This window comes from Devosia sp. (assembly GCF_036676215.1).
In the GTDB taxonomy this organism is placed as follows: domain Bacteria; phylum Pseudomonadota; class Alphaproteobacteria; order Rhizobiales; family Devosiaceae; genus Devosia.
Genome location: NZ_JAKFDJ010000101.1, coordinates 1 through 3,938, shown reverse-complemented (window position 1 = coordinate 3,938; position 3,938 = coordinate 1). Strand labels below are relative to the sequence as shown.

Here is a 3,938-nt window from a genome sequence, read left to right as displayed (position 1 = left end):
AGCTACTTTCGCGGCGCCGGCGGCCAGATCCTCGACAGCGACGGTTGGTTCGATACCGGTGACGTCGCCACTATCGATCCGGACGGCTACATGCAGATCACCGACCGCGCCAAGGACGTGATCAAGTCCGGCGGCGAGTGGATCTCCTCAAGCGACCTGGAAAACGCCGCCGTCGGTCATCCGGCAGTCGCCGAAGCCGCAGTGATCGGCGTTGCCCACCCCAAATGGCAGGAGCGACCGCTGCTGGTGGTGGCGCTCAAGGCCGGCCAGTCCGCGAGCCGCGAAGAGTTGCTGGATTTCCTCACCGATAAGGTGGCGCGCTGGTGGCTGCCCGATGACGTGGTGTTCGTCGATGAACTGCCACACAACGCTACCGGCAAGCTGCACAAGCTCAAGTTACGGGAAATGTTCCGTGACTACCGTTTGCCCACCTGAGGCCAGGACTCGATGACCCGTTACTAGCTGCAAGGCTAGAGCAATTCCCGTTGTCCTGGCCGGCTACCGCGGCCAGGGCGGCGGAGAGATTAGCCGTGCGCTACTTCAAGCCACTACAACAACAAAAGGTGCATTACCCCAATGAAGAGTCACAACGTCTTGCCCGTGCGGCGCAGCCTGCTGGCTACGGCAATCCTGATAGCGAGCCTACCGTCCGCCCATGCCTTCGAACTGGATAGCGGTAGCGAAGACTGGGCTATCCGTTTCGATAACACCGTCAAGTACAACTATGGCGTGCGCACCGAGAGCGCCGACAAGCGAATGCTCGGCACCCCCAACAGCAACGACGGCGACTACAACTTCCGCAAGGCCGGGACCAATATCACCAATCGCGTCGACCTGCTGACCGAGTTCGACGTGGTCTACCAAAACCGCATGGGCTTTCGCGTTAGCGCTGCCAGCTGGTACGACAAGGCCTATGACAATACCGGCTCCAATTCCAATCCGTTCGTCAACGGCAACGACGAGTTTTCGTCGATTTCGGGATGGGGCGGTAACCCGCCAGCCCCGGCCATTTTTGGCAGCCCGCATCTGAGCAACTACGCCCAGCGCTACTACAGCGGCCCGTCCGGCGAGATTCTCGATGCCTTCCTGTTCTACAACACCGAAATCGGCGACGAGTCGCTGTTGGGTTTCAAGCTTGGCCAACACAACGTGTTCTGGGGCGAGACCGTGCTCAGCGCAGCGCACTCGGTCAGCTACGGCCAAGCCGCCCTCGACCTGGCCAAGGCGGCGTCCTCTCCCGGCACCGAAGCCAAGGAGCTGTTCGTGCCGCGCAACCAGATTTCCACCACCTTGACCGTCAACCCCGAACTGACCCTGGGTGCCCAGTACTTCTTCAAGTGGGACGCTGCACGCTTGCCCGAGGCCGGCACCTATTATGGTGGTTCCGATCTGCTGGGCGAGGGCGCGCAGTCCTTCCTCCTCGGCCACACCGGCGGTGCGGGGCTGGCGGGACCGAACGGGACGCTGACCACGGTGCGTCGCGGCGACGACTACACGCCGGATGACCGCGGCGACTGGGGCATCATGGCCAAGTGGTCGCCCGAGTGGCTGGACGGCACCCTCGGCGCCTACTACCGCAACACCTCGGACATTCTTCCGCAGGCCCTTCTGGATGCCCGCGGGCTGACATTGGCCGGTACCAATCCACTGGGCCCGGTTGCCAACTTGCGCGACTCCATCGCGAACACCACCTATGCCTTCGCCTATGGCGACGATATCGACATCTATGGCCTGAGCCTGTCCAAGGAGTTCGCCGGCGTCAGCGTCGGCAGTGACCTCAATTTCCGGCAGAACATGCCCCTGGCGAGCATTCCGGCGATCATCAGTGCGAGTGGTCCTGGTGGTCTGGCAGCAGGCCTTGGGGCGTTGCCTGGGCGCGATGCTGCTACCGGCGTGATTACCGATGTGCCTCGCGATGGCGACAGCATGAGCGCCACCGGCGACACCCTGCACTGGACGCTCAACGGTCTGGTCGCTATTGCCGACACCCCGCTGTTCGATTCCGCCACCCTGCTGGCCGAGCTGTACTACAGCAACCTGCTCAGTCTCGATAGCGAGAACGAGGCGCTGTACAAGGGCAAGAGCAGCTACCGCGGTGTCGACAAGCCGACCCGTGACAACTGGGGCATTGCCGTCAACTTCACCCCGACCTGGTACCAGGTATTTCCCGGGGTCGACCTGAGCGCGCCGATCTCGGTCAACCTCGGCATCGATGGCGTTTCGCCGGTGGTGGCTGGCGGTGCGGAAGACACCGGCACCTACTCGGTCGGCCTCGGTGCCGCCATCTACAACAAGTACTTTGTCGACCTCAAGTACGTCGATGCCTTCGGCGAAGCCAGCAAATGCGATGACGGCGCCACCGATGGTGCGACGCCGAATGCCCTCGACGGCGCTCAGCGTTACACCTGCTACGCGGGCGGCTATGCGTCCTTCAGCGGTGCCGGTGCCACCGAAGACCGTGGTGCCATGTACCTGACCCTGAAAACCACTTTCTGATCCACGAGTCGCTTGCAAGCAAGCAGGAGAACAACAAGATGAAATTCGTGCATACGCTACTGGCTGCCTCCCTGGCCCTGACCCTCGTTGGTCAGACCCAGGCAGCCGTCTCCGCGGCGGAAGCCGCCAAACTTGGCGCCGAACTGACCCTGGTCGGCGCCGAAAAAGCCGCCAATGCCGACGGTTCCATCCCGGCCTACGAGGGTGGCCTGACCACTCCACCGGCCAGCTACAAGCCTGGCGAGAGCATGCGTCCCGATCCGTTCGCTGGCGAGAAGCCACTTCTGGTGATCGACGGCAAGAACGTCGAGCAGTACAAGGATCAGCTGACCGCGGTCACCGCCGAACTGGTCAAGCGTTATCCCAGCTTCCGCGTGGACGTTTACCCGACCCACCGCAGCGCCGCTCTGCCCCAAGGCGTACTGGACAACACCCTGAAAAACGCCACCGGCGCCAAGTCCACCGAAGGTGGCAACGCCATCGAAAACGTGCTGCCGGGCGTGCCGTTCCCGATCCCGCAGTCCGGTGCCGAGGCTATGTGGAACCACCTGCTGCGCTACCAAGGCGTCAATATCGCCACAAAGTACGACAACTGGAACGTCGACTCGGCCGGCGTAGCCAGTCTGGCCACCACCGGTCAGGCGCAGATCAACTTCGCCGCCTACGACGATCTGTCCAAGACCCTCACCGGCAAGGACACCTACTACCAGATCAAACTTAACTACACCGCTCCGGCCCGTCGCGCAGGGGAAGCCGTGTTGCTGCGCGACGCAGTCAACCCGTTGGTGCAGCCACGTCGAGCTTGGCAGTACCTGCCCGGCGTGCGCCGCGTCAAGCTGGCACCGAGCCTGGCCTACGACACCCCCAACCCGGGCACCGCCGGCGCCGCCACCTGGGACGATGCCTTCGTCTTCAACGGCGCACTGGACCGCTATGAGTGGAAACTGGTGGGCAAGCAGGAGTTGATCGTGCCCTACAACGCCTACGGCGTGACCTACCAGAGCGATCTCAAGCCGGTGATGACACCCAATCACATGGCTCCCGAGTTCGTGCGCTGGGAGAAGCACCGCGTGTGGGTGGTCGAGGCCACCCTCAAGGAAGGGGCACGGCATATCTACCACAAGCGTCGCTTCTACCTGGACGAGGACACCTGGGTAGCCCTGGCCTCCGATCAGTATGACGCCCGTGGTCAGCTGTACCGTGGCGCCTTCAGCTTCCTCAGCCAGAGCTATGAGGCGCAGACCCCCGATGCCACGCCTTATGCAACCTATGACCTGGTCGGCGGCACCTATAGCCTGATCGGTCTGCCGGGGCCGTACGGCGGCATCAAGTACAGCGAGCCGCTGAGCAAGGCCCAGTGGTCTTCCGAATCGCTGGCCGGTGCTGGCATCCGTTGAGCTAGGTTTCACGCTACTCCGCCTGCCCGTCCGACGCCGGGCAGA

At 63.0% G+C, this 3,938-nt stretch carries 3 protein-coding genes; all 3 read left to right on the top strand.

The features are described from left to right. On the top strand, nucleotides 1–435 hold a 435-nt coding region (locus V6M52_RS10070; protein ID WP_442881845.1), incomplete at its 5' end, for an AMP-binding enzyme. Between the two features lie 141 nt (nucleotides 436–576). Next, the gene (locus tag V6M52_RS10065) at nucleotides 577–2,496 is read left to right on the top strand and encodes a DUF1302 domain-containing protein (protein ID WP_332700921.1); all 1,920 of its coding nucleotides are present in this window, start codon (nucleotides 577–579) and stop codon (nucleotides 2,494–2,496) included. Nucleotides 2,497–2,534: 38 nt separating this feature from the next. After that, nucleotides 2,535–3,893, top strand: coding sequence for a DUF1329 domain-containing protein (locus V6M52_RS10060; RefSeq protein WP_332700920.1), 1,359 nt, complete (start codon nucleotides 2,535–2,537; stop codon nucleotides 3,891–3,893). The last annotated feature ends 45 nt before the right edge of the window (nucleotides 3,894–3,938 follow it).

Excerpts from the sequence above, each read along its gene's own strand:
- V6M52_RS10065 (WP_332700921.1), top strand. The coding sequence starts at position 577 with ATGAAGAGTCACAACGTCTTGCCCGTGCGGCGCAGCCTGCTGGCTACG.
- V6M52_RS10060 (WP_332700920.1), top strand. The coding sequence starts at position 2,535 with ATGAAATTCGTGCATACGCTACTGGCTGCCTCCCTGGCCCTGACCCTC.